A 23457-nucleotide genomic window follows, 5' to 3' on the forward strand; every position below is an offset into this window, starting at 1 on the left:
GTCGGGAGACGATCGTGATTCGGCGCGTGCGGCCGGGCTCAGCCGGGTCGTACGGTGCCGACCACGTTCACCAGGTGCAGGGTGTAGGTCTCCCACTCCGACAGGTGCTCGGTCGAGATGCCGAACAGCGCCATCGTCTTGCGGTGCGGCAGCGGCAGGGCCACCTGCATCTGCCGGACACCGTCCCGGTGGTGGCCGATGGCCAGCATCCGCCCGAGACGGGTGTCCAGGTCATGTACCTCGGCGTGCGGGCGCAACGCGTCCGCGAGCGGGGTCAACGGGTCGGCGATGTCGACGCGGTGCAGGCTGACGGTGAACAGACCGGTCGTGGGCACGGCCGGCTCCAGGACCGTCGCGGCGTACCGCACGCCGTTGGACCGTAATCTCTCGATCAGCAGTTCCTGCGTTGAGGTGATCGCATCCCGCTGACCCTCGGTACTGTCCGGCCACACCTCGGCCATCCGCCGGGTGGTCCGTTCGATCCGGTCCTCCGGGCTCGAGGCCAGATCCAGTGGGGTGAACTGCGTCGGCACGTCGAACCGGAACGGTAGCGTCACCGCAGTATCCGCAGCGTTTCCAGGGCGGGCTGCGGTACGAGCTTCGCACCGTTGATGGCGACCTTGGCCCAGGTCGCCTCGCTCTTGGCATCCTGCGCGTCGATGTCGCCCGGATGCGTCCAGGTCAGCACGGTCGGCACCTGCGAGGCGGCGGTGGCGCCGGCCTGCAGCGCCACCGCACCCTCGAACTGCTTCACCGGGTTGGTCGTCACGAGACCGGCGAGGTCCTCGAAGGTCCGCGCGGGGCTGGACGGGGTGCTGCTGCCCTTCAGCAGCCCGGCGAGGTTGTCCGCGTTCTGCGCCGCCTTCACCAGGTTCCCGCCGAAGCCGAGCAGGTCGCTGGCGAGGGTGACGCTGGTGGTGGGGGCCTGGTCGCCGTTGACCGCCATGTCCAGGCCGTGGGCGCCGAGCGCCACGGCGTTGCCGAGCAACGCCAGCGGCACGGCCACCGCGGTGGCCCCGGGAATGAACGCGGCCAGGCTCGCGACGGAGGAGAACACCGAGGCGGCGTCCCCGATCGTGCCCAACACCGTGGGTTCCTTCGGCAGCGGCGGCGGCTCGAACGGCGCCGGCGTCGGCCCCTGCCCGGCCAGTGAGTCGAGCATCTCCTGAATCCAGGCGGCGGTGTCGGTGACGAACCGTTGCTGCGCCGCGGGCGAGATCGCCGGGTCGAGCTGCAGGGTCAGGGCGTACGCCGGCAGGTTGCGCACGATGGTGTTGACGATCCCCTGCTTGGCGGCCGCGACGGTGTCGGCGAACGAGGTGACCAACGTCTGCAGGTCCCGCATCCCCGTACCGACGCCGTGAGTCGCGACGAAGAGGTCGAACATGCTGCGGCGGAAGGCGTCACCGGCCTGGTCGGTCCAGCCCACGAGGTCGCCCATGTCGAACTGGCGCAAGGTGTCCACGTGTCCGGCGGCCTCGCCCCACGAGGCGGCGAGTGCCCGTACCCTGTCCTCGTCGGTGTCGGGCCACTCCACCAGGGCGTTCACCCGTGGCCACAGTCCCAGGTCGGTTGGTGGCGGTGCGATCGGCATGGTGTCGTCCCGTCCGCTCAGCCGCCGGGGCCACGGGTGGCGAGGTCCGTGGCCGTACCGAACCCGCTGGCCCCGAACCGGTCTGCGGCAAGGTAGTCCTCGACGCATTGCCGCCCGACGGAGGCCCGGCCCAGGAAGGCGTCGGACAACTCGTCGGCGGTGCTGTTGACCGGGTCCGGCTGGTACCTGGGCAGGAAAGCCTGGGCGAGCTGCCCGGAGCCGATGCCGGCCTCGTCGGCGGCGATCCGGCCCTTGAGGGTGCTCCACGCGTTGCCGAACTCCCGCCCGGCGGTTTCGATCCCGTCCATCGCGCCGGCGGTGGCCGTGGTCTCCATGTGGACGAAGTTCACCGCCTGCCCCTCGCCATCCGGTCGAGGTCGGCCAGCAGCGGGTCGAAGTTCGGGTCGGTCGCCTCCGGTGGCATCAGGTGCCGGGTCAGGGCGACCACCTCGGCGTGCGCGAGGCCGGAGGCTTCCCTGACGGTGTCGAGGATGCGTCGGCTGAGCGCCCGCGCGTCGTGCTCCCGGTAGATGCGCGGGTCGAGCGCCAACTCCAGAAGTTCACCACGGCCGCCGACGGTGACGGTGATCAGGCCGTCCGATGATTCGGCGCTCGCCCGTACCTCGGCCATTCCCCGCTGTACGGCGCGGAGGTCCTCGGCGAAGCGTCCGTACGCTGCTGCGTCCATGTCCCCAGTGTCGACAGACGCGGCCGGGTTGCCGATCCCGCTGACCGCTTCCGGCCACCTTGGCAGCGGGGCAAGAACCGCCGGACCGCCTCAGCGGAGCAGGTAGCCGACGCCGCGCAGGGTGTGCAGGACCGGCGGGGTGCCGAGCTTGCGCCGCAGTCCGGCGATCAGCACGTCCAGCACGTTCGAGTTCGGTGCGACCAACTCGTCCCAGGCAACCGCGATCAGCTCGTCGCGGCGGACCGGATCACCCTGGGCGGTCACCAGCCGTTCCAGTACCACGAACTCCTTGGCGGTCAACGGAAGCGGCCGCCCGGCGCGACGGGCCGTGTACCTACCGGTGTCCAACTCCAGGTCACCATGCCGCAGCACCGGGGGCGATCCGGTGTCACCACGCCGGCAGAGGCTGCGAACCCGGACGACCAGCTCGGGCACCGCGAACGGTTTGCCCAGGTAGTCGTCGCCCCAGGCCAGTCCCTTGACCCGGTCGTCCGGCGTGTTTCGTCCGGTCAGGAAGAGCACCGGTACCGGCCAGCCGGCACGGCGCCGGTCCGCCACGTACTGCAGCGAGTCACCGGCCGGCAGGATCCGGTCGAACACGGCGCAGTCGTAGACGTTGACGCTCAGTGCCTCGTCCGCCTGCGGCAGATCGATCGCGGTGTCCACCGCGAACCCCGCGCCCCGCAGGGACGCGTCGACGGCCACCCGGAGATCCTCGTCGTCCTCGGTGACCAGTACCCGCACGACGCATACCGTAGCCGGCAGACGGGCGTTGTGCGATCAGGGCGGGTGCCGGCCGCTACGCCAGCCAGCCGCGGTCGGCGGCCTTCAACCCGGCCTGGAACCGGCTGCGCGCGCCGAGCCGGTTCATGATGGCGGACATCATGCGGCGTACGGTGCGTACGGAGATGCCGAGGCGGGCCGCCGCGGACTCGTCGGTGCAGCCCGCCGAGAGCAGCGCGAGCAGTTCTCTCTCGCGCTCACTCAGCCCGGTGCCCTCCGTCACCTCAGCGGCGGTGAGCGGCATCGCGGACAGCCAGAGTCGTTCGAACAGTTCGGTGACCGCGTTCACCACGCTCGGCAGCTGGAACATCGCGACATCACCCGGTCGGCCGTCCCGCCGGTCGCTGGGAAGCATCGCCAGGGCCTCGTCGACCACCGTCGCGTCAGCCGGCACATTGGGGAGCGTGCGGATCTCGGCCCCGGTCAGGCCGAGCCGGCGCAGCCGCATGGCCAGCACTGGAGTGTCCCGGATGTGGTCCGGCAGGATCACCCGGTAACGCAGCCCGCGCCGCAGGTTCTCATGGTCGGCACGGCGCAGCGGGTCGACCGGTTCACCCGGGCGCGCGCGGAGCGTACGGATGACGAGCACCTCGCGAGTCGCGGCGGCCACGGCGGCGTCGATGCTGGCGTGGGTGGACAGCACCGTCGGCTGCACGATCCGCGGGCTCGGCACCGGCTGCCACGCGGGACGTACGGGGGCCTGTCGGTCCCGCACGGTGGTGGGCAGGGATTGGACGGTCATCAGAGCGCTCCTCCGATCGGCAGCGAGGCCGTGACGGCCGGTCCGTGCAGACCGTCCAGCCGTTCCAGATGGACACCGAGGTCCGGGCCGAGCGACGTGAGCGACTCGACCGCCGCCTGCGCCGCCTCCGGTGTCGCGGCGGCGATCCGCAGTACGCCGGAGAGTTCCGTGCCCCCGGCGACCACCGCGACGGTGACCGCCACATCCCGTACGCCGTCAAGCAGCTGCTCCAGCACCTCGGCCGGCCCCGGTGACGGTGACGGTGACGGTGACCCGACGGTGGCCATCCGTAGCCCGATCTGGGTGACCGGGCCGGCCCGCCAGTAGTGCCAGTGCTCGCGAATCGCCTCCCGCCCCGGACCGGTGTGGGTCAACGAGGTCAACGTGGCGAGCAGTTCCCGCTCCGGCACCACTGTGAGGTCGAGGCCGGTATGGCGCAGCCGACGCCGCAGCCGGCGTACGGCGTTGCCGAGCGTGACCCGCAGCACCGAGTCCTCCGCGGCGTCCACGTCGCGCAACACCCGTACGGCGAGCCACGCGCGCGGGGCGACCTGCTGTGGGCCGCGGTGCAGCACCAGGTGCAGCCCGAGCCGAGGGGCATCGGGATCCCCGTCGCCCGACACGGCACCGGCGAGTACGGCCCGAACGAATGCCTCCGAACCGGGTCGTGCCGGTCGCAGGACCGCCACCAGTTCGTCAGCCCGGCTGACGATCCCGGCCTGGTCGCCACCGATCTCCGCCGTGTCGATCCGGGCACCGGGCAGCAGCAGCGCCAGCAGAGCGGCGGAACCCTCGGCGGCCGGCAGGTCGAATGCCCGACGGCGCAGCAGCAGGCGTGACCGCCGGCCGAGCAAGGTGGACAGCCACGTCCCCCGGACCCGGATCGCGGTCACCGCGAGCAGTACGCCGGCGGATCCGCCGAGCGCGACAGCGGCCGGCCAGTCACGTCCGACGGCGCCGGCACCCAGTACCAGAGCCAGCTGCCAGCACACGATCCGTGCCAGGGGCAAGGGCAGGGGGAGGCGCTGGGCGCGGGGGGCCGGGCGCACGGCGCCGGCCGGATCGGCGCCGGGATGGTCCGTGGCGGTGGAGGCACCCGCGTCGGTGGCAGGAACCGCGACCGTCGGCGGTGCGCCGGGAGCCGGTCGGACGCCTGGGAACAGGGGCGGTTGGCCACCGAGACGGGCGGCGGCGACCACGGTGCGGTTGCGGCGCGCGGCGGTACCGGGCGTGGTCGGTGCCGGCACCGGTGTCGTGGTGGCCTGCCGGACGCTCTCCGGCTGGGCGGTCGTGGCCATGCTCGTCCCCCTCATGCGACCCTGCGGTGCTCACGGTGGTCGTCCCGGGACGGCCGTCCCGCTGACGTCGCGCAACCGGCCAGATGCCGCAGCAGCACGTGGCTTCGGTAGCGCTCCGGCGAACTGACCGCCAACAGCCCCCGGTCGACCAGCTTCTCCAGCACCGGCCGGGCCGCCGTCGTGGTCATGCCCAGCGCTCGGGCCGCGACGGTGGCCTCGAACTCGCTGGGCAGGTCACCGAGGGCGTGCCAGGCGGCCACCTCCGGGCTGTCCAGCTGCGAGCTGGCGTCGGAGATCGAACGTCGGAGGGCGTCGGAGAGCACCCGGCACGGATCGTCGTCGAGTTCCTCGGCCAGCCGTCGTACGGTCCAGTGCGGCCGGGTCCGCAGCCGGGCGGCGGCGTCGCGCAGCGCGGCTGGCAACCCGCCGCAGTGGCGTACGACGGCAGCGACGGCCGCGTGGTCCACAACGGCCAGTGGGCCGCCGACCGCCGCCACGAGGAGTGCGGCGGCGGCCCTGTCGCCGAGCGGCTCCAGCCCGACCCGTACCGCGCCGTCCGGATGCCAACCCCGGTTGCTCGTCGTGACCAGGGTCAGGCATCCGGGTGCCGCTGGCAGCAGCGGCGCCAACTGGTCGCCGTCCGGCACATCGTCCAGCACCAGCAGTACACGTCGCCGGGCCAGTTCCGAGCGCCACAGCGCGGACCGTTCGTCGAGGTCGGACGGCATCTCCGCCGCGGGTGTGCCGATGCCGCGCAGCAGCCGGCCCAGCACAGCCGGCGCGGCCGGCGCCGAACGCGGGTCCGCACCCCGCAGGTTGACGAAGAAGTGGCCGTCCGGGTAGCCCGGTGCCAAGCGGTGCGCCGCGTGTACGGCCAGGGCGGTCTTGCCGACGCCGGCCATGCCGTCCACCAGCACCACTGGAGCCAGCTCGGTCGCGGCACGCCGTACGGCCGCCACCTCGGCCGTACGCCCGACGAGCGCAATGTCCCGGGGAAGCTCCCTGCGGGTCCGGGCCGGCCGCGCGACGCCCAGCACCAACCGCTGCGCCTCGGCGAGTACGGGCCCCGGCTCCACCCCGAGTTCGGTGGAGAGCAGTTCCCCGGCCCGCCGGCAGGCGGCAAGCGCCTCGGCGCGCATGTCGGCCGCGTGCAGGGTGCGGACGAGTTGCGCCCACGCTCCCTCGCGCAACGGGGCGTCTGCGGTGACGGTCCGCAGCGTGGCCACCGCGTCCTGACCGTGGCCCAGGACCAACTGCAACTCCGCGAGATGTTCCCGCAGTCGCAGGTGCAGTTCCTCGAACCGGGTCACCACAGCGGCGCAGACAGCCGCCTCGACACCCTCGAAGGGACGTCCCCGCCACAACCGCAACGCCTCCTGCACCAGGGTGAGCGCGGCGGCCGTGTCGTCGGTAGCCGTCCGCCTGGCCTCGCTGGCGAGTTCCCCCGCCCGGTCGGCGTCCAGGTCGCCCGGCCCGACCCGGAGCCGGTACGCGCCGGACCTGCTCTCGATCCGGGTACGCCCGTCGTGCTCCGGCAGCAGACGGCGCAACTGCCAGACGTAGGTCTTCAGGTTGGCCTCGGCCGACGCCGGCACGGCCTGTTCCTGCCAGGTGGTTTCGACCAGATGATCCACCGTCACCCACGAGTTAGGCTGCAGCAGCAAGGCCGCCAGCACCGTCGCCGGCTTGCTCGAGCCGAACCGGTGCACGGTCGCGTTGTGCACCTCGAGCGGCCCGAGTACGTGGAACAGCACCTTGCCCTGCACCTCCTCGAACGGCACCACCGGTTGGGGTGATCCTGTGCATCCATACGATCGGTCCAGGTACATGAGGATCAGATGACACAGCCATCGGGAGGCCGGTTGTGCGGGTGATGGTGGTCGAGGACGATGACGACCTGCGGCTCGCGGTGACCACCGAACTGGCCGGGACCGGGATGCGGGTCGACCAGGCGGGCGACATCGCCACGGCGCACGTCTCGTTGTCCACCGGGCACTACGACTGCGTGGTGTTCGACCGTATGCTGCCCGACGGCGACGCGATCACGTACGTGCACCGGCGCCGGCAGCAGGGATGGGCCGTACCGGTGCTCTTCCTGACCGCCCGGGACCGCCTCACCGACATCGTGGCCGGATTCGAGCACGGCGGTGACGACTACCTGGTCAAGCCGTTTGCCGTTGCCGAGATGACCGCCCGGGTGCTCACCCTGGGCCGGCGGGCCGGCACCGGCCGCCCGTCGGTGCTGCGCCACGCCGACCTCGAGATGGACTGCGCCCGCCGGCAGGCACGTCGGGCGGGGGTACTGCTCGGGCTGACCGCGAAGGAGTTCGCCGTGCTCGAGTACCTGTTGTCCCGGCCGGAGCAGGCCGTCGGCCGGGACGAGCTGATCGAGCACTGCTGGGACAGCAGTACCGACCCGATGTCGAACGTGGTGGACGCGGTGGTCCGGCGGCTTCGCGTGAAGCTGCGCGAGCCGGAGCTGATCCACACCGTACGGGGGCGCGGATACCGGCTCGCCGGCCCGGAGTCGGCGGCGTGAGGGGATCGGCGGTAGGTGGACTGCGTCGGCTGCCCCGGTTGCTCACCGCGCTGTTCACCGCGATGAACGCGGTCGGGCTGATCGTCTTCGCCTGGCTGCTGGTACAGGCCGACGCGCGCCAGGGTGAGCTGCGGCTGGACGGCGAGCTGCGCCGGGTCACGTCGAGCGTGGCCCGGTTGACGCAGTACGACGGCACGTTGGTCACGGCGTACGTCAGCGAGGACCCCCTGAACACGGGTTGCCCCGAGTTCGCGATCCTTCCCGGCCGGTCCGGGCAGTTCACCGGCCACTTCAGCCAGCAGGACTGCGTGTCGGTGGACCCGGCGAAGCTCGCCGGTCTGGCGGTGGAGGGGGTGAGCAGCGGCCGTCTGCTCAAGGGTTACGTCCGGGGGACCGACGGTGAGCTGATACGGGTCGGTGTCGAGCCGTTCGGCAACGACAGGGGGCAGTACATCGGGGCGGTGGTGGCGGTGACGGACGCCGAAGGCGAGCGGTCCCGGCACCGCCGGGTGGTCCTGACGGCGATCGGTGGTTGCGTGCTGCTGGTGGCCGCCGCCGCAGCCGCCGGTCACCTGTTCTCCGTCCGGGCGGTCCGTCCGGCGGTGGCCGCCCTGGAGCAGCAGGAGGTCCTGCTCGCCGACACCGCACACGACCTGCGTACCCCGGTGGCGGCACTGCGTGCGCTCGCCGAGACGGCGCTGCTCAACCCCGCCCAGCGGACCGAGCTGCTGCCGCGCACGGTGGAGCTGGCCAAGCGGATGGGGACCATCATCGACGGGGTGCTGATGCGGGCCAGGTTGGCCGCCGGGGTCGAGCCGTTGGCCATCCAGCCGGTGTGGCTGGACCAGTTGGTCAGCACGGTGGTGGAGGAAACCCCCACCGAGGGGGCGCGGGTGACGGTGACCACCGCGCCTACCAAGGTCAACGCTGACCCGGCCCTGGTCCAGCGGGCCATCGGCAACCTGCTGGACAACGCGTTGCGGCACGGCCGCGTGCCGGGCCGGGACGCCGTCGTGCACATCACCGTCGCCGGCGGGCGGGTGATGGTGGCCGATCACGGTCCCGGAATCGACGCCTCGGTCGCCCGGGAGACCTTCGACCGGTTCAAGAGCGCGGGCGGGTCGAGCGGACTCGGTCTGTCCATCGTGCGCTGGGTGGCCCAGGCCCACGGCGGTGAGCTGCGGGTATACAACGCCGAAGAGGGAGGGGCGATCTTCGAGCTGGTGTTGCCGCCCGGCGAACAGTGATCGGTTGTATCGGCTGTGGACCAATCATGTACCGCTTCTTCTATGCTCGCGGGGTGACCAGGATGGGCTTTCCGTGGCGCTTTGTTACCAGACTCGTGCGGGCCCGCGACCCGCTACGCCGTGGTCGACTGCCGCTGGTACTGCTGATCGGCACCTGTCTCGTCGCCGTCACGGCGGCGATGTCCGGTGCGGCCACGACGCCGCCGGGGCTCAGGTTCGCGCAGGTCGGGCACTGGGTCGCGAATCCGTCGCTGGGCATGATCTTCCACGTCAACGGTGCGGCGCGCACGGTGGACGCCCAGGCCGCGATCACCGGCATGGAGTCGGAAAGTCAGGTGGTGCAGGGCGACACCAGCGGCTATGTGGTCGGCCGATCCCGGATCATCGAGTTCGGCAAGTCGAACCTGTCGGTCGAGCAGACGCTGACCCCGCCGACCGGAGAACGCCCGGTCGCCATCGAGGCGAAGGGCGGGCCCTACCTGGTCTACCGGGAGGCCGGCAGCGTGGTGCGACTGGGCGACACGCCCGCGACCATTCCGGCCGGTCGCCTTCTCGGACAACCGGTCACCACCCCTGACGGCACCCTCTGGCTGCACCGCACTGATTCCAATGTGCTCTGTCACCTGGCCCCCAAGGCCGACCGGGTCTCCTGCCCGGCGACCGCGCCCCGTGGACACCCCGGCGCGCTGACCGTCGTGGACAAGCAGGCCGTCTTCGTCGACACGGAAACCGACACGATGAGTCCGGTCGCCGACGACGGTCTCGGCCGGCCGACCCGGATCGGTGTGGACCTACCGCCCACCGCCCAGGTCGCGGACGCCGACGTGAGCGGGCGGGTCGCCATCCTCGACCCCGCGGCGCGACGGATCCACCTGGTCGACGCCACCGGACTCGGTACCGACCGGGCGGCCGCCGCCCCGGTGAGCGTCTCCCTGCCCGATGGCACCTACTCGGCACCCACCGCCAGCAGGTCCTCCGTGGTGCTGCTGGACCTGCGGCACAACACGGTGCTCACCTACGACGGCGCGGGCCGGCAGCAGCAGGTCACCGCGATGCCACCCGAGACCGGTGAGCCCCGGCTCACCCGTGGCGAGGACGAGCGGGTCTACGTCGAGGGCGCCGAGGGCCGGCACGTGCTGGTCGTGGACCACGACGGCGGAATCGGCGTGGTGCCGGTGACCGGGAGCACGCCACCGACCCCCAGCCCCACGTTGGTGGCACCCCCGACCGAGCCGAGCCGGGGGCCGGAGCAGCCACCAACCGCTTCACGGCAGCCACCGGGGGAACCGGACCGCGCGACGGCCCCGACGGAGCAACGACCGCCCGCAGCAGGGAGCCGCACGGGCGCGCCGAACCAACCGACGCCCGCGCGCAAACCGCTGCCCGCCAGTCCACCGGGTATGCCGCCCGGTCTGAAGGCCACCGCCAACGGCGCGAACCTCGTGGTGACCTGGAGTGCCGCCGCCGCCAACGGCGCGACGGTGAGTGGGTACCAGGTGGCGTGGACGCCGACCTCGGGCAGCGGCGGCGGCTCGGCCACCCGGCCCGGCAGCGCGCGGTCGATGACGATCACCGGACTCACCCGGGGTACGGCGTACCGGATCACGGTGAGCGCGCAGAACTCGGCCGGTCGCGGCACCCCCGCCACCGCACAGGCGACAGTGCCGCCGCCACCCCGTTCGGTCACCGTGTCCCGGGGCCGCGCGACCACCTACCAGGACCTGTGCGACGCTCCGGACTGCGCGTTCATGCGGGTGGTGATGACGGGGTTCCGGCCGAACACCAACTACAGCATCAAGCCGCACTCGGACGAGTGGCCCAACTACAACCCGGGCGCCACGCTGCGGACCGACGCAAAAGGTAACCTCACGTTCCAGGACTTCCCGTTCGACGACGTCGGACAGCACGTCTGGGTCACCGTGGACGGCCTGGAGTCCAACCACTTCCTCTGGAGGGCCGGGTGAACAGCCCCCGGGCGGCCGAAGCCGCCACACTGATCGCGGAGAACGTGCGGCGGGTCATCCACGGCAAGCCGGAGCTGGTGCGCCTTACGGTCGCCGGGCTGCTGGCCGAGGGACATCTGCTGATCGAGGACGTTCCCGGACTGGGTAAGACGACCCTGGCGCGGTGCCTGGCCCGCAGCATCGGCGGGCGGTGGAGCCGGATCCAGTTCACCCCGGACCTGTTGCCCAGCGACATCACCGGAGTCACCGTCTACCACCAGCGCGACGAGCGTTTCACCTTCCACCCCGGTGCGGTGTTCGCCAACGTGGTCGTGGCCGACGAGATCAACCGCGGTACGCCGAAGACCCAGTCGGCGCTGCTCGAGGTGATGTCCGAACGCCGGGTGACCGTGGACGGCGAGACACACGAGGTCCCCCGGCCGTTCCTGGTCGTCGCCACCCAGAACCCGATCGAGATGGAGGGCACCTACCGGCTGCCCGAGGCGCAGCTCGACCGCTTCCTGATGCGGCTGTCGGTGGGCTACCCCGACCTCGACTCCGAGGTGCGGGTGGTCATGGGCGACCCCGCCGGCGAGAGCGACGACCTGCCGGCGGTGGTGGACATCGCGACGGTGCGGGAGGCGATCGCCGAGGTACGCGCGCTGCACGTCGACCGGGCGGTGGCCGAGTACGCCGTCCGGCTGGCCGCGGCCACCCGGGAGCACGCCGCCGTCCGGTACGGCGCCAGTGTGCGGGGCAGCATCGCGCTGGTGCGTACGGCCCAGGCACTCGCGGCGATCGACGGGCGTGCGTTCGTCACACCCGACGACATCAAGGACGTCGCCGTACCGGTGCTGGCGCACCGGCTGGTCCTCACCCCGGAGGCTGAACTGAACCTGCGCGGTACCGAAGAGATCGTCGCGGAGGTGCTCACCTCGACTTCCGCGCCGATGGCGAGCGCGGGCCGCTGACCGTGCCGCTGACCCGGCGCGGCATCGCCGTGCTCGTTGTCGCCGTGCTGCTGGTGATCGCCGGTTCATGGGGGCGCTACCCGTTGTTGGGTGCGCTGGGCGTGGTCCTGTCCGGTGCCGTTCTGGCCGCCGTCGGGCTCACCTCCCGCGGACTGCGGATCGACGTGCGGCGGTCGGTCTACCCGGACCGGGTGGAGCGGGGCCGACCGGCGCTCGCCCGGTTGCAGGTGAGTAACCCCGGTGGTCGCCGCCGCGCGGCGTTCCTGGCCACCGACACGGCGGGCAGCGTGACGCGTACCGTCCGGGTGCGCGGGCTGTTGCCCGGCGCCGAGGCGATTCACCACTACGAGCTGCCGACCAGCGTTCGCGGCCGACTCACCATCGGCCCGTTGATCCTGCACCGGGTGGACCCGTTCGAGCTGGCCCGCAGCCGGCTGCCCACCGGAGAGACCGCGACCCTCTGGGTACACCCCCGGCAACTGCCGGCGCGACCGTTGGCCGGCGGCCACCCGCGGCACCATCACGAGGGCGTCGGCACCGACGACGCGTTGCGCGGCTCGGTGGACCTTCAGGACGTCCGGGAGTACGTCCCCGGAGACGAGGTGCGGCACCTGCACTGGAAGGCGACCGCCCGGACCGGCCGGTTGATGGTGCGTGACCTGGCCGACCCGCAGCAGCGCCGGTTCACCGTACTGCTGGACACCCGGGCGCGGGTGCGGACCGACGACGGATTCGAGGAGGCGGTGGACCTCACCGCCTCCCTGCTCTGCGCGTCCGCCCGGGCCGGACAGCACACCCGCCTGATCACCTCGTCCGGTCTGGAACTGCCGGTGTCCGGTGGACCACAGGCCGTCCGGCGCCTGCTCGACGAGCTCAGCGAGCTGCGGCAGGACGGGGCGCCGGACGGCGCGGTGATCCCCGCACAGCTCTCCGCGAGCCGCGCTGTCGGCGGCGGACTGGTGGTGGTCACCCCCGATGGGGCCGGACTCGCCTCGCTGGCCTGGTTGCGGTCGCGATTCCCGACCATCTTCGTCATCGTGTTGACCGGTCCGGAGGGCGCCGCCACCGTCGAGGTGGCGGGGGCACGGGTGCTCCGGGCAGGCGACGCCGAGGAGGCGGTACGCCGGTGGAACGAGGCGATCAGGTGAGGATGCCAGCGCTGCGGGCCGTACCCACGGTGTGCCTGGTGCTCGCGGCGGCCATGGCCGGAATGCTGTTCGCGCCGGTGTTCGGCGTACCCGCGCTCCTGCTCGCGATCGCCGTGCCGGCAGCGGCGGTACTGCTGGTCGCGCTGCTCAGCGACGGGCGGAAGGCGGTGCGGGACTGGCGTGCACTGCTGGCGGTCCTGGCCGGTCTGCTCGCCGTCACCGAGACGGTGCTGTGGTCCACCACGACCGCCGGGCTGCCCACGGTGCGGACGGTGCGTGCCCTGGCTGCCGGCGTCACCGACTCCTGGCAGTTGGCCCTCCAGTCGACCTGGCCGGCGCGACCGGATCCGGCGCTGCTGCTCTTCGTCCCACTGCTGGTCGTCTTCGCGGCGGTCCTCGGCGTCGAGCTGTTGGACCGGGCGCGGGACCCGCTGGTGGCGCTCCTTCCCAGCTTCGCGGTCGTACTCCTGAGCCAGCTCTACGCGGCCCTGCCACCCCGCCCCGGCGCCGTCGCGGCGCTGGGCTACGCCACGATCGCCGGCACCGTGCTCGTGGCCAGCCGAACCGGACGCGAGGACGAGCGGCGACCGGTGCCGCAGCGGCGGGTGCTGCCGACCCTGGCGGGGTTGGCGCCGCCGATGGCGCTGGCCGTGCTGGGTGCGCTCCTGGCCGGGGCGCTACTGCCGGCCGCACCGGCCAGGTACTCGCTGCGGCAGGGGCAGGGCGCACCGCTCGCCGAGGCCGGGATCACCAGCCCACTCGATGAGATCGCCGGTCGACTCACCCACCCGGGCACCGCCGTGTTCCGGGTCGGCAACGCGACGGACGTGGACCGCTGGTCCCTGGTGGTGCTCGACGAATTCGACGGCGTGAACTGGACGCCGGGTGAGCGGTACCGCCGGCTCGGCGCCGAGCTGCGGCCGAGCCCGGCGGTGACCGTACCCTTGCGGTCCCGGACCGCGACGATCGACGCAGCCGGCACCGGAGGTCCGTGGCTGCCGAGCCAGACCCTGCCCGCTGAGGTCCAGGGCATCGACCCGCTGGTCGCGGAGGGGCACGGCACCCTGCTGCTGCCCGGATCGGACGGTACCGCCAGGTACGAGTTGCGCTGGTGGCAACCGCAACTCGACACCGAAACGTTGGCGGATGCGGGGATCGACCCGCTCGCGCCGCTCGGCGGTGTCGGCGTGGTGCCGCCCGGCGTGGCCGAACTGGCCGGTCAGGCGGTGCGGGGGATGCGCCCGTCGTTCCAGACCGCACTGGTGCTGGAGGATTTCTTCCGGAAGAACTATCGGCTGGCCGTCGGGCAGAATCTGCCGACCGGGCACGCCTGGCCCCAACTGACGGACTTCCTCCTGCACGGCAAGCGAGGCACGAGCGAACAGTTCGCCGCCGCCTACGTGGCGCTGGCCCGGATGCGCGGCATCCCGGCCCGCCTGACGGTGGGGTTTCGGGCGCCGACCCAACGGGATCCGGACGGGTGGTACACGGTCCGCAACGGCGACGTGCTGGCGTGGCCGGAGGTGGCGGTGCAGGGGATCGGCTGGGTGCCGCTCGACCCCGGCGGAGCGGCCTCGGAATCGGGTACGACGAACGGCGGCGGCCTGGCCGCGCTGGCGGAGCGGGTACGCGCCCAACTACCCGCGCCGGAGGACCTCCGCGATCCGCCGGTCTCGTCCCGGCACCGGGCCGGGGATGAGGGCTCGGACGGTGGCCGTGGCAGCTACGTACCGTGGGCGGCCCTGGTCGTCGTCCCGGTGGCGCTCCTGGTGGGCTGGTCGCTCGGCGTACCCGCGATCTGGTCGGTGCGGTCGTGGCGTCGTCGGCGCAGGCCGGGTGCGGGAGCGGTGGTGGGCGCATGGGAGGAGGTCCGGGACCGGCTGCGGGCGTACGGCGTCGTGGTGTCGCCCGGAATGACGATCCGTGACCTGGGCACCGGGGCGGCGGCCGTGACGGACCGGGCCACCGTCGCCGAGATCCGGAAACTGGGCTCCCTGGTGGACCAGACGCTGTGGTCCGGGACGGTGCCGGGAGAACAGCGCACCGCGCAGGCGTGGGCGGCGGTACGCGCGGTACGGCGTGGCCTGGCCCGACGCGGATGGCGGGTACGGCTACGTGCGTTGTTCGACCCGCGCGGCCTGCTGCCGCCCCGGTGAGCGGCGGTCACCTGCGGCAGGTGGCACCTCGGATCGGCTTGGACGGACTGACGTAGAACTGCTGTCCGTCGGTGGCCTGGATCTCGAAGCAGTACTTACGTACCGGGTCCACCGGCACGCGGTAGCTGGTGCTGCGATGAGCAAAGATTGTCCTGGTCTGCTCGCCCTCGCCGGCGATGATCACGGCGAAGTCGAACGGCTGATTGCTGCGCCAGGAGAGTTCCACGAAGTTGCCACGATCGGTAGGGTCGGTCAGTTCCAGCACCACGGCGGCCCTGGTCGGGGTCGGTACGGTGCTGGGCGCCGCGACCGGCGCGGGTGCGGTTGGCACGTCGAGTTCGTCGGGTCGGTTCAGCACGAGCAGCACCGTCACCACGCCCAGCACGGCGAGTGCGGCCGCCCCGGCCAGCACTGAGGGGCGGGCGATCCACCGCGGCGACCTCTTCGGACCGAACACGACGATCGGTTCGCCCCGCGGGCGGGGTGCGGGCACCGACGGTTCGGCCTCCGGCGCCGGAGGAGCCGCGAAATCGTCGAACTCGGGCTCCGGATCGTCGACGGGCTCCCCGGTGGGCTCGTGCTCCACCACCGGCGGGTCGGTCGTGGCGTCCGCCGCCGTCTGCCGCCCGGCGTTCTGCTTCCCGGGCGGCACGGGCTCCGGGGTCCCAGGCGGCTCGACGGGTGCGTCGGGCGGCGCGACCGCCGCGTACAGGGTGCTCAGTCTGCCGGCGACCGTGGTGGCGTCCACCGGACGGGCCGACGGTTCCTTCTCCAGCAACGCGGTGACCAGGTCCGCCAGCCCCGATGGCAGGTCGGCGCGCGGCAGCGGCGGCACTGGGCTGCCGAGCACCCGCAGCAGCCGCTCGCCCTCCTGTTCACCCGGTGCGCCCTGGTGCGGGGAATGACCGGACAGGGCCAGGTAGAGGATCGCGCCGAGACCGTAGAGATCGGAACGCTCGTCCACCGAACCGTCCCTTACGGTCTCCGGCGCCAGGAAGTCCATGGTCCGTGACGGGTCGGCGGGGAACGCGTGGCGCAGCGTGAGCCCGAAGTCGGCCAGCACCGGTTCACCGGAGGCACGGAAGAGGACATTGCCCGGGGTCACCCCGCCGTGCACGATCCCCACCTCATGCGCCGCCGCCAGCGCCTCCGCGAGTGCGGTGCCCAGCGCAAGTGTGTCCGGCACCGACAGTGGGCCGAACGAGGCGAGCAGTTCCGGCAGTGACTGGGTGCAGAGTTCCATCCGCAGGGCAAGCCGACCGTTGCCGAACTCCTCCAGCCGGTCGGGAACGAGGACCGGCGCGTGCGCACGCAGCGCGGACAGCCGGGCCAGCTCGGCTTCCAGCTCCGCCCGGGTACGCCGGTCGAGCCGGCCGGGGAGGACCTTCAGCGCGTACGCCGTACCGGTCTCGGTGTGTACGCCCGCCAGTACGGTCGTCATCGGACCGTCGCCCAGCGGAACCAGCTCGCCGTACTCCCGCTCGGTCGTCATGGTGGCGCTCATCCTCGTGCTCTCACGTCAGCTCCGCGACTGAAGTCTGTCATCTCGCCGACGGTGCGCGGGTGGGGTCGGACCGGGCGACGCCGGATCCGGCACATCATGCGGTGGCCGCTAGCTGCCGCGCCCCTTCTACCGCCAGGCCGGTTGCCCCATCGTAGGAACACGGGCCACGAGGCGGTGCGGGGCGGCAGGTTGCTGCCGCGGACCCGATCGGAGACGGGAAACGATGACGACCACGGGTGTGGTGCGGGTGACCATCGCCGCGCCGCTGCGCCGGATCGACCTGGCGCTGCCGGAGCGCGCGCCGGTCGCCGAGATGCTGCCGGGGCTGCTCCGGCACGCCGGTGAGAACCTCGGCGACGAGGGGGTGCTCGCCGGAGGCTGGGTGCTGCGTCGCACCGACGGCACGGCCGTCGAGGGCTCCCGGACACTCGGTGCGCAGCGGGTCAGCGACGGTGAGGTACTGCACCTGGTGCCCCACCAGATGCAGTGGCCGGAGCTGGAGTACGACGACCTGGTCGACGCGATCGCCGGGGGCGCCGGACGTACCGGGCGACTGTGGGGCCCGCGGCACAGCCGGCTCGCCGGGCTGACCACCGCGGTGGTGGCGGTGCTGCTGGCGTTCGTCGCGCTGCTGCGCGCCGGACCGCCGTGGCCGGCCCCGGGGTGGGCTGCCCTCGCTCTCGCGGTGCTACTGCTGGCCGCCGGTACGGCGATGGCCCGCGCTCTCGGCGACGCCGGAACCGGTGCTGTGCTCGCGGCGTCGGCGCTGCCGGCCGCGTTCCTGGGGGGCGGACTGGTTCTCGGTGACTCGATTCCGCTGGCCGATTTCGGCGCCCCGCAGGTGGTCGCCGGCTGTTCCGCGTTGCTGGCGGCGGCGGTCTTCGGCCACCTGGGCGCGGTCGACGGGGCCGCGCTGTTCACCGCTGCCGCCACCGTCGGTCTGTTGGGCGGGCTCACCGGTTGCGTGGTGAGCGCCGGGGTGGTGGACGCCACCGGGGCGGCGGCGGTGCTGGCGGCCACGGTGTTCCTCTTCTCGCCGCTTCTCGGACCGCTGGCGGTACGGCTGGGCCGGGTGCCGATGCCCGTGCTCCCGCGTACGGCCACGGACCTGGTCCGCGACGACCCGCAGCCGCCCCGACATGCCGTGTACGCGGCGGTGGTGCGTGCCGACAGCCTGCTCACCGGGATGCTGGCCGGGGCGGCGTTGGCTGTCGGCGCCGCCCAGGTGCTGCTCGCCCGCGCGGGGGGTACCGCGGTGGTCGTGCTGCTCGTGCTGCTGTTCCTGGGTTTCTGTGTGCGGGCCCGACTGTATCCGGCGATCCGGCAGCGGGTGCCGGTGCTCGGCGCCGGACTTGCCGGGGCCGCCTGTCTGGCCGCCGGGCCGTTGATGGCCCACCCGGAGAGGCTGCTCGGGCTCGTGGTGCCGGTGCTGGCGGGTGCCGCCGCACTCGCGGTGCTGGTCGGCCTCGTCTACAGCAGACGGGCTCCGACGGCCTTCCTCGGCCGGTACGCCGAACTGCTCGAGGTGGTGCTGGTGCTGGCGTGTGTCCCGGTCGTGTGCGCGGTGCTGCGGCTGTACGGACTGGTCCGTGGGTGGGGCGGCTGACATGGCGTCCAAGCGTGACCAGTTGCAGGCCCAGCGGTTCATCGGCCAACGGGTGGTTTCCGCGTTGGTCACCAGGCAGACCGATCCGGAGCAGCCGCCGTTCCGCCGGCCGTCCGGAGCGGCCATCGGCAGCATCGCGATCGCCGTGATCGTGCTCGCCGCGGTGGGCGTCTACGGCGTCATCGTGCCCGGCGGCAACCGGTCCTGGCAGGCCGGTGACGCGGTGATCGTGGTGAAGGAAACCGGAACCCGGTACGTGTACGTGGACGGCCGGTTGCACCCGGTGCTCAACTACGCGTCGGCGCTACTCGCGCTCGGGCGCAACGCGCAGACCCGTACGGTGTCCCGGGAGTCGCTGCTCGGCGTGCCGCGCGGGCCACGGATCGGCATCCCGGACGCACCCGACGCGCTGCCCAGGGCCGACCGGATGCTCGGCGGCGGGTGGACCCTCTGCTCCCGGCCCGGCGCCGACGAGACCGGGGCCAGGATCGACGAGTCGGCCCTGCTGGTGGGTGTCGAGCCGACCGGAGGACGTCCGCTGGACGACGCGGCGTTGCTGGTCGAGGTGCCGGAGACCGGGGACCAGTACCTGATCTGGCGGGGTCACCGGCACCGGATCCGGCAGCCGGACACGGTGACCGTGGGACTGGCGCTGCGCGCCGAGCCGCGCGCCCGGGTCGGCCCGGCGGTGGTGGACATCCTGCCGGCCGGCGAGGCGATAGCGCCGATCCCCCTGCCGGACGTGGGCAAGCCGTCAAAGGCGGTGCCCCGCCGTCCGGACCTGCGCATCGGGCAGGTGCTGGTGGCGCAGACCTCCGGCGGGGGAGTGCAGCACTACCTCACCGAGGTCGACCGGCTACGGCTGATCTCGGAACTCCAGTACGACATCCAGTTGGCGTACCGGGACACGGCGGGGGCGTACCAGGGCGCCGAACCGGTGGGCGTACCGCTGGGACTGGTCGCGGCGGCGGAGGCCCGGCAGGAGGCGCGACCGACGGCCCCGTCAGGGGCAGCCCCGGCGCGCCGTCCGGACTTCGCCGGTGCCGGCTCCGGGCCGGTGGCGGTCTGTGCGACGTACGATTCCGGCGCCGACGTGCCACGGCTACGGCTGGACGCGCGGCTGCCGGCGCCCGAGTCCATGGTGGCCACCGGTGCGCGGACCACCGAGGGGCTGCCGTTGGCCGATCGGGTGTACGTGCCGCCGGGGCAGGCCGCCCTGGTCGAGGTGATGCCGAGCGGCCAGGCGCCGACGGGCACCCTGGTGCTCGTCACCGACCAGGGGCGCGGTTATCCCTTGGCCGGTCGCGATGTGCCGGCCATCCTTGGTTACGACCGGGTCCGTCCGGTGCGCCTGCCCGCCGGGCTGGTGACCCGGGTGCCGATGGGCAGCGGCCTGGACCCGGTGACGGCCAGGGCGGCATGACCGCTGATCGAGGAACCGATCGACTCATGACTGGGGGCAGAAAAAGATGAATGGACCTACCGTCGCGACCACACCCCGTCCCGCCACGGTGACCGTCGCATCCATCCTGTGGATCATTCTCGGCGCGTTGACGACCGTCGGCGCGTCCACCATGGCCCTTCAGGCAGCGGGGAGCGGAACCCTCACCGAGCTGATCGCCGCACTGGCGGTCACCGCCCTCGGGATCTATCTCTGGGTCCTCGGGGTGCGGCTTCGCCGGGGCAGGGACGTCCGGGTCGCGCTGACCGTACTGGGCCTGGCGTACAGCCTTGTGATCTGGCCCGCGATCTTCGCCGTGCCGGCTGTTGTACTCCAGTACCGGCCGAGCAGCAAGCAGTGGTTGGGACGACAGGGTGAGGCGCCCGACGACGACGGCCGGGGCGATGTGGTGCGCGACTAGTGCGCGACCCGCGCCCCGTGCCGCGCCAGCCCGAGGTCCGTACGCCGGGACTCGATCAGCTACGGAAATCGGCAAAGAGGTCTCTGTCCTCCCAATCCGGTTCGAACGCCTCCAGTATTCTTTCGAACGTCCGAGCGGCGCGAGGGTCGTCAGAGACCAACAAGAGGTTCTCGGTTGCCGCGCGAACGGACGGCCAGCGGAGCAGGTGCATTGAATACTGCAAAATCTCCGTCTTGCCCGGGTTGTCGGATTGCAGCAGGGAGATGAACTCCTCCTCGAAGTCGGCCGTATGCCGTGGGTGCCCGGTCACTACGGCCACGAGGCTCCGGAGATCCGGCTCGATCTCTTCGTAGTTGACGCCGGGAAACTGCGCTTCGAGTGCCTCGCCGACGCGTGTGACGATGTGCCTGAACGAAGTGATCACCATGTCACCATGCCGCCTTGTACAGTCCGGAGATGTCTATTCCGATATCTGCGAAACCCGCCTCGGTGGCGGATTGCGCGGATTCGCCTTCGGGGCGGTAGTGGCCCGACTTGTTGTTGACCCCCCGGACCTCGCCGCCGTAAACCTTGAACTCGCCGGCAGCGCGTACGGGTTCCCCCTGTGCCAGGTCAATATGTCCCTGAGTGCTGGTCAGTCGACCTACGACAAGGTTTCCGTCCCTCGTGACCACGTAACCGAGGGTGCCGCTCTGGGACAAGATATCGCTGCTGTCCACCGTCTGTGCCGGTCGAATCACGTCATCGGCGTACTTGTTCTCGAACAGTACGTGCCCGTCGAGCTTGGGGGTGGATACGTCGTCGAGGTGGCTGAGCTTTCCGATGCCCTTGCCGCCTGCGACGAGTTCGATGGCGGAAACCAGGCCCCGGCCGATCGCCTCGCCCTGGTTCCCGTTCTTCCAGTCCGCGATGATGGGCTCGGTGGCGCCCTTCCAAACGTCCGCGAAAAATCCGCCCGGATCGTCCCGGAGCCGCTTCGCGATGTCGTCGACGTTGGCGGGCAGATGAACCAGGCCCTCGGCGGTCTCGAAAATCTGTTCGGCCATTCCCTTGAAGACGCCGCCGACATCCTTGATGGCTTCGACGAGGTTGTATCCGTCCTGACCCGAGTCCGAGATCCGTCCGGCGGCCTCGCCGATGAGCGCGTTGACCTCGCCGGCGAGCTGTGCCACGAATGCCTGCTGCACCATCTCCCGCGCACCCGGCAGCAGGAGCCCGGTCGTCGCGAAGGTCGCCAGGTTGGCGTGGATCAGTTCCCGGATACCGGTCTTCACCCGGGTGACCTCGCCGGCGAAGAAGTCCGTCCGGTCGGCCAGAACCGTCATGCTTTCGCCGCTGCGGGTGGCGGCGTCGAGGCTCGCCCTCGCCCGAGCCGCGAAGGCCGCTCCGGCGGCGTCCGGCCAGAAACCGGCCAGCCCGCCGATGTCGTACCGTCCGGCCTGGGCGAACCGCTCACCGCCGGTCCGCCAGCCCAGGGCGAGGGCGTGCATGGCGACCTCGTCCGGCTCCGGCCACCCGGTCATCGCCTTCACTCGGGGCCAGAGGCCGAAGTCGCTCGACGGCTCGGGAATGGTCATCTCCGTCGACTCAACCGGGAATGTCCGAGAACGCCGACGCACCCCGCGCGTCCGCGGCCCGGTAGTCAGCGACGCACCGCTCGCCGGTGGCGGCGTCGGAAAGAATCGCGGCCGGAAGGCGTTCGCCCGCCTGCCGCGTCGCGGTGCTGAGTTCGGCGTAGACGCTGCGGAACGCCTGCCCCAGCAGATCCGCGCCGATGCCGGGCTCGCTGTCGGCTATCGCGGCCCGGCTGTTGCTCCACCCGCTGTCGAGCGTCCGTCCGCTTTCGGCCAGCCCTCGCAGGATCGGTAGGACCGCACCGGTGTTCATCTGAGCGTATCCGCCGCCAGGTGTGGTCACGGCCGCTCTCCTCCCTGCCCTCGGCCTCAGCGCGCTCGGCGCTGGTTGGTCACCGGCGCCGGTGCCTGCTCCACCTGCCACAGCTCCTCGTCGAGGAGCTCCGGCGTACGGTCCGGATCGCTGTCTCGCCGGTCGGTCGGCCGACCCGCCCCGCCCAGGAACGCCGGGGTGCCGGCGAGCGTCCCCGACCGGCCACGCAGCCGTGGTGGTACGCCCGGCACGGCGCGCAACGGACGATTGCGGTGTCCACCGTCACGGTTGTCCGGTGTAGCGGCTCTCGGGGTGTGAGCGGCGCCGCCTCCACCGCCGGCCGGCGGCATCATCATCGGCGGCATCATCCGGCCCGTCCCGGTGCCGGTTCCCGCCGTACCGGGGCCGTTCGTGGCCGGCGGCGTCGGCGGCTGCGCACCCGCGAGTGGCGCGACGCCGCCGACCACCTTGCCCGCTCGGGGGATCGCGCCGCCGCCAGCGGTACCAGCGGCACCGACAAGCGGTGGGACACCCGCGCCGAACCGACCCGCCCGGTACGCCCCGGGAGAGCCGGATCCGAGCGCGGCGCCCGGAGGAACCAGCGGTGGCAGGGTCGGCATCGGCGGGGTCGAGACCGACGGAATCGTCGGCAGACCGCCGGGTGTCACGCCGACCGGGGACGGTGCGCTGACGCCGGCCAGCCCGGGTACGCCCCCGGCCAGCCCGGGTACGCCCCCGGCCAGCCCGGGTGCGGTCCCGGCCCCGCCCGACGCGGCGGTTGCGCCGCCCGTACCGCCCGCCGGAGCCGCATCGGCTGCGCTGCCCGGGCCGGCGGTGCTGCCCGTACCGCCTGCCGCTGCGGCGTTCGCCGCTGCGGCCGGCTCCGCTCCCGCAGCCCCGGCGGTGCCACCGGCCGCCGCGCCGGCCTGCGGACCGTCCCACGGCGTCCCGTTCGACGCCCCGCCGATCTGCTGTGCGGCCGTTGCGAACGCCTGGTCCAACTGCTGGAGCAGTTGGGCCGCCTCCTCGACCAGGACCCGCAACCGCGCGATGACCGCCTCCACCGCCGCGACCGCCGTCGGACCGGCGGCCACCTGGCCCAGCTGGGCGACCAGCGCGTCGAACTGTGTCTTCCGCTGGCTGACCCCGTCGAACGTGGTGTCGACTCGGTCCGCGAGTGCGGTCAACGTGGGCCCGACGTTCGCCGAGACCAGTGTCTGCTGCCAGGCCTGGACCGTCGCCGAGCTGCGCTGCATGCGCTGCGCGTACAGGTCCCCGGCCTGGTCCTGCCACTCGGGTCCGACCTCGCCGGCTCCGCGCCGCAGCAACTCCTCCGTGTCGCGCAGTCCCACCTGGATCGCGGCCCACCCGGCCTGGCTCCGCCGCAGCTGGTCGGAGTGCTGGAGCTGCGCCTCGGCCTGGCCGTACAGCGTGTACATCTGCTCGATCAACTGACCGATGTCCATTCGGTCACCTCCTCACCGCCGGT

The 23457-nt window shown here is 72.3% G+C and carries 22 protein-coding genes; 9 read left to right on the plus strand and 13 right to left on the minus strand.

The features are described from left to right. Positions 1–38: 38 nt before the first annotated feature. The 8 genes from BDK92_RS31245 to BDK92_RS31280 form a co-directional block, all read right to left on the minus strand. Positions 39–557 (minus strand): hypothetical protein, encoded by a 519-nt coding sequence (locus tag BDK92_RS31245; RefSeq protein ID WP_121159972.1) that lies wholly within the window; start codon positions 555–557, stop codon positions 39–41. After that, positions 554–1594: a WXG100-like domain-containing protein gene (locus BDK92_RS31250; protein ID WP_121159973.1), complete on the minus strand. Its 1041-nt coding sequence runs from the start codon at positions 1592–1594 to the stop codon at positions 554–556. The genes BDK92_RS31245 and BDK92_RS31250 overlap by 4 nt, the downstream gene beginning before the upstream one ends. 17 nt (positions 1595–1611) lie before the next feature. Continuing rightward, positions 1612–1944, minus strand: a complete 333-nt coding sequence (locus BDK92_RS31255) for a hypothetical protein (RefSeq protein WP_121159974.1) — start codon at positions 1942–1944, stop codon at positions 1612–1614. Continuing rightward, entirely contained in the window at positions 1941–2282 is a 342-nt protein-coding gene (locus tag BDK92_RS31260) for a YbaB/EbfC family nucleoid-associated protein (RefSeq protein ID WP_121159975.1), read from the minus strand. Before BDK92_RS31260 ends, BDK92_RS31255 begins: the two co-directional genes overlap by 4 nt. A gap of 90 nt (positions 2283–2372) precedes the next feature. Continuing rightward, the gene (locus tag BDK92_RS31265) at positions 2373–3026 is read right to left on the minus strand and encodes a response regulator transcription factor (RefSeq protein ID WP_121159976.1); all 654 of its coding nucleotides are present in this window, start codon (positions 3024–3026) and stop codon (positions 2373–2375) included. A 55-nt stretch (positions 3027–3081) separates the two neighbouring features. Further along, positions 3082–3807: a helix-turn-helix transcriptional regulator gene (locus BDK92_RS31270; protein WP_121159977.1), complete on the minus strand. Its 726-nt coding sequence runs from the start codon at positions 3805–3807 to the stop codon at positions 3082–3084. Next, positions 3807–5105: a type VII secretion protein EccE gene (locus BDK92_RS31275; protein ID WP_121159978.1), complete on the minus strand. Its 1299-nt coding sequence runs from the start codon at positions 5103–5105 to the stop codon at positions 3807–3809. The genes BDK92_RS31270 and BDK92_RS31275 overlap by 1 nt, the downstream gene beginning before the upstream one ends. An 11-nt stretch (positions 5106–5116) precedes the next feature. After that, the gene (locus tag BDK92_RS31280) at positions 5117–6889 is read right to left on the minus strand and encodes an AfsR/SARP family transcriptional regulator (protein ID WP_170208750.1); all 1773 of its coding nucleotides are present in this window, start codon (positions 6887–6889) and stop codon (positions 5117–5119) included. A gap of 89 nt (positions 6890–6978) precedes the next feature. Here BDK92_RS31280 and BDK92_RS31285 point away from each other — a divergent pair, with 89 nt between their 5' ends. The 6 genes from BDK92_RS31285 (at position 6979) to BDK92_RS31310 (ending at position 15109) form a co-directional block, all read left to right on the plus strand. After that, positions 6979–7644: a response regulator transcription factor gene (locus BDK92_RS31285; RefSeq protein WP_121162740.1), complete on the plus strand. Its 666-nt coding sequence runs from the start codon at positions 6979–6981 to the stop codon at positions 7642–7644. Further along, positions 7641–8891, plus strand: a complete 1251-nt coding sequence (locus tag BDK92_RS31290) for a sensor histidine kinase (RefSeq protein WP_211349432.1) — start codon at positions 7641–7643, stop codon at positions 8889–8891. The genes BDK92_RS31285 and BDK92_RS31290 overlap by 4 nt, the downstream gene beginning before the upstream one ends. 62 nt (positions 8892–8953) lie before the next feature. Further along, the gene (locus BDK92_RS31295) at positions 8954–10855 is read left to right on the plus strand and encodes a fibronectin type III domain-containing protein (protein WP_121162742.1); all 1902 of its coding nucleotides are present in this window, start codon (positions 8954–8956) and stop codon (positions 10853–10855) included. Next, a complete protein-coding gene (locus BDK92_RS31300) occupies positions 10852–11805 on the plus strand; it encodes an AAA family ATPase (RefSeq protein WP_121159980.1) in 954 nt (317 codons plus the stop codon). Before BDK92_RS31295 ends, BDK92_RS31300 begins: the two co-directional genes overlap by 4 nt. A gap of 2 nt (positions 11806–11807) precedes the next feature. Then, a complete protein-coding gene (locus tag BDK92_RS31305) occupies positions 11808–12953 on the plus strand; it encodes a DUF58 domain-containing protein (RefSeq protein WP_121159981.1) in 1146 nt (381 codons plus the stop codon). Positions 12954–12955: 2 nt separating this feature from the next. Further along, the gene (locus BDK92_RS31310) at positions 12956–15109 is read left to right on the plus strand and encodes a transglutaminase-like domain-containing protein (protein WP_121159982.1); all 2154 of its coding nucleotides are present in this window, start codon (positions 12956–12958) and stop codon (positions 15107–15109) included. Between the two features lie 7 nt (positions 15110–15116). Here the strand turns inward: BDK92_RS31310 and BDK92_RS31315 are convergent, their stop codons facing one another. Then, positions 15117–16601 carry a serine/threonine protein kinase gene (locus tag BDK92_RS31315; protein WP_121162743.1) on the minus strand — a complete coding sequence of 495 codons (1485 nt, stop codon included), beginning with the start codon at positions 16599–16601 and terminating at the stop codon, positions 15117–15119. Between the two features lie 235 nt (positions 16602–16836). Here BDK92_RS31315 and eccD point away from each other — a divergent pair, with 235 nt between their 5' ends. From eccD to BDK92_RS31330, 3 genes are read left to right on the plus strand one after another with little or no spacing between them, the layout of a single operon-like run. Then, positions 16837–18219, plus strand: coding sequence for a type VII secretion integral membrane protein EccD (gene eccD, locus BDK92_RS31320; protein ID WP_121159983.1), 1383 nt, complete (start codon positions 16837–16839; stop codon positions 18217–18219). Between the two features lies 1 nt (position 18220). Beyond that, the gene (eccB, locus tag BDK92_RS31325) at positions 18221–19642 is read left to right on the plus strand and encodes a type VII secretion protein EccB (RefSeq protein WP_121159984.1); all 1422 of its coding nucleotides are present in this window, start codon (positions 18221–18223) and stop codon (positions 19640–19642) included. 46 nt (positions 19643–19688) lie between these two features. Continuing rightward, complete coding sequence (locus tag BDK92_RS31330) at positions 19689–20081, plus strand: hypothetical protein (RefSeq protein ID WP_147457180.1); 393 nt, start codon at positions 19689–19691, stop codon at positions 20079–20081. 55 nt (positions 20082–20136) lie between these two features. Here BDK92_RS31330 and BDK92_RS31335 read toward each other — a convergent pair whose 3' ends face one another. The 4 genes from BDK92_RS31335 to BDK92_RS31350 are packed head-to-tail and all read right to left on the minus strand — an operon-like array spanning position 20137 to position 23434. Then, positions 20137–20505 carry a hypothetical protein gene (locus BDK92_RS31335; RefSeq protein WP_211349434.1) on the minus strand — a complete coding sequence of 123 codons (369 nt, stop codon included), beginning with the start codon at positions 20503–20505 and terminating at the stop codon, positions 20137–20139. 4 nt (positions 20506–20509) lie between these two features. Then, positions 20510–21658 carry a WXG100-like domain-containing protein gene (locus tag BDK92_RS31340; protein WP_121159987.1) on the minus strand — a complete coding sequence of 383 codons (1149 nt, stop codon included), beginning with the start codon at positions 21656–21658 and terminating at the stop codon, positions 20510–20512. 10 nt (positions 21659–21668) lie between these two features. After that, positions 21669–21998 carry a hypothetical protein gene (locus BDK92_RS31345; RefSeq protein ID WP_147457181.1) on the minus strand — a complete coding sequence of 110 codons (330 nt, stop codon included), beginning with the start codon at positions 21996–21998 and terminating at the stop codon, positions 21669–21671. Positions 21999–22024: 26 nt separating this feature from the next. Next, the gene (locus tag BDK92_RS31350; protein WP_121159989.1) at positions 22025–23434 is read right to left on the minus strand and encodes a hypothetical protein; all 1410 of its coding nucleotides are present in this window, start codon (positions 23432–23434) and stop codon (positions 22025–22027) included. Between the last annotated feature and the right edge of the window lie 23 nt (positions 23435–23457).

Source organism: Micromonospora pisi, from assembly GCF_003633685.1.
In the GTDB taxonomy this organism is placed as follows: Bacteria; Actinomycetota; Actinomycetes; order Mycobacteriales; family Micromonosporaceae; genus Micromonospora_G; species Micromonospora_G pisi.

What these genes read in the sequence shown, in the direction of transcription:
- BDK92_RS31310 (WP_121159982.1), top strand. Translation starts at nt 12,956, where the DNA reads ATGCCAGCGCTGCGGGCCGTACCCACGGTGTGCCTGGTGCTCGCGGCG.
- BDK92_RS31260 (WP_121159975.1), bottom strand. Translation starts at nt 2,282, where the DNA reads ATGGACGCAGCAGCGTACGGACGCTTCGCCGAGGACCTCCGCGCCGTA.
- eccB (WP_121159984.1), top strand. Translation starts at nt 18,221, where the DNA reads ATGGCGTCCAAGCGTGACCAGTTGCAGGCCCAGCGGTTCATCGGCCAA.
- BDK92_RS31285 (WP_121162740.1), top strand. Translation starts at nt 6,979, where the DNA reads ATGGTGGTCGAGGACGATGACGACCTGCGGCTCGCGGTGACCACCGAA.
- eccD (WP_121159983.1), top strand. Translation starts at nt 16,837, where the DNA reads ATGACGACCACGGGTGTGGTGCGGGTGACCATCGCCGCGCCGCTGCGC.
- BDK92_RS31295 (WP_121162742.1), top strand. Translation starts at nt 8,954, where the DNA reads ATGGGCTTTCCGTGGCGCTTTGTTACCAGACTCGTGCGGGCCCGCGAC.
- BDK92_RS31350 (WP_121159989.1), bottom strand. Translation starts at nt 23,434, where the DNA reads ATGGACATCGGTCAGTTGATCGAGCAGATGTACACGCTGTACGGCCAG.
- BDK92_RS31275 (WP_121159978.1), bottom strand. Translation starts at nt 5,105, where the DNA reads ATGGCCACGACCGCCCAGCCGGAGAGCGTCCGGCAGGCCACCACGACA.
- BDK92_RS31315 (WP_121162743.1), bottom strand. Translation starts at nt 16,601, where the DNA reads ATGACGACCGAGCGGGAGTACGGCGAGCTGGTTCCGCTGGGCGACGGT.
- BDK92_RS31250 (WP_121159973.1), bottom strand. Translation starts at nt 1,594, where the DNA reads ATGCCGATCGCACCGCCACCAACCGACCTGGGACTGTGGCCACGGGTG.
- BDK92_RS31340 (WP_121159987.1), bottom strand. Translation starts at nt 21,658, where the DNA reads ATGACCATTCCCGAGCCGTCGAGCGACTTCGGCCTCTGGCCCCGAGTG.
- BDK92_RS31330 (WP_147457180.1), top strand. Translation starts at nt 19,689, where the DNA reads ATGAATGGACCTACCGTCGCGACCACACCCCGTCCCGCCACGGTGACC.
- BDK92_RS31270 (WP_121159977.1), bottom strand. Translation starts at nt 3,807, where the DNA reads ATGACCGTCCAATCCCTGCCCACCACCGTGCGGGACCGACAGGCCCCC.